Origin of the sequence: Cellulomonas bogoriensis 69B4 = DSM 16987, from assembly GCF_000767165.1 — a bacterium.
GTDB classification, from domain to species: domain Bacteria; phylum Actinomycetota; class Actinomycetes; order Actinomycetales; family Cellulomonadaceae; genus Actinotalea; species Actinotalea bogoriensis.
Window position 1 is genome coordinate 1 of sequence record NZ_AXCZ01000348.1, and the last position, 1,099, is coordinate 1,099.

Annotated in this window: 2 protein-coding genes; both read left to right on the forward strand. The window is 73.1% G+C overall.

What is annotated here, in order from left to right; all coding sequences use genetic code 11:
• A partial coding sequence (locus N869_RS15305) for a 2-oxo acid dehydrogenase subunit E2 (protein WP_035063106.1) occupies positions 1-210 on the forward strand: 210 nt, incomplete at its 5' end.
• A 91-nt stretch (positions 211-301) separates the two neighbouring features.
• Positions 302-1,099: TIGR01777 family oxidoreductase (locus N869_RS15310; protein ID WP_035063107.1), on the forward strand; the 798-nt coding region annotated here is incomplete at its 3' end.

Here is a 1,099-nt window from a genome sequence, read left to right on the forward strand (position 1 = left end):
TCGGCGATCCTGGGTACGGGCACCATCGTCAAGCGCCCCGTGGTCCGCACCGACGAGGACGGCCAGGAGTACATCGCGGTCCGTTCGATGTGCTACCTCGCACTGTCCTACGACCACCGCCTGGTCGACGGCGCGGATGCCTCCCGGTACCTGATGACCGTGAAGAAGCGCATCGAGGACGGCGACTTCGAGGCAGAGGTCGGCCTCTGAGGCACTGAGGGATGAGACGGGCGAGGCCCGGGGCGTGCACAGCACCGCCCCGGGCCTCGCCCGTTGAACCGTGATCGCCTACCGTGGCCACATGCACGTGGTCATCGCGGGGTCGCACGGATTGATCGGCACGGCACTCGTGGAGCACCTGGCCGCGAACGGGCACCAGGTTCGCCGCCTGGTCCGCCGTGAGGCGCGGTGCTCCCGTGAGATCCGGTGGGACCCCAGCCGCGCCGAGCTCGACACCGACGCCCTGGGCGGGGTGGACGCCGTGGTGAACCTCGGCGGCGCCGGGGTCGGGGACAAGCGTTGGACCCCCGCCTACCGGCGTACCGTGCTGCGGTCCAGGACGGCACCCACCGCCCTCCTGTCCCGCGCGGTAGCCGACCTCGGCGACGACGCCCCCGTCCTCGTGCAGGCCTCCGCCGTGGGGTACTACGGCGACCGGGGTGCCGAGCTGCTGACCGAGGACTCCGCTCCCGGCCACGGGTTCCTCGCCGATGTCGCCCAAGCATGGGAGCGCGCCACGGCGCCGGCCCAGGACGCAGGTACCCGCGTCGTCCACCTGCGCACGGGGATCGTCATGTCCCGCACCGGCGGGTCGTTCGGCAAGCTCCTCCCCCTGGTCCGGCTCGGCCTGGGCGGGCCGCTGGGTCCGGGCGACAACTACTGGCCCTGGATCACGCTGGTCGACCAGGTCCGGGCCATCACGCACCTGATGAGCGCGGACGTGGCCGGCCCGGTCAACCTCACCGCGCCCGAGCCGGCCCCGCACGCCGACGTCGTGCGCACCGTCGCCCGCGCCCTCGGCCGCCCCGCAGCCCTGCGTGTCCCGCCGTTCGCGCTGCGCCTGGCCGTCGGTGAGTTCGCCGACGACATCCTGTCCTCC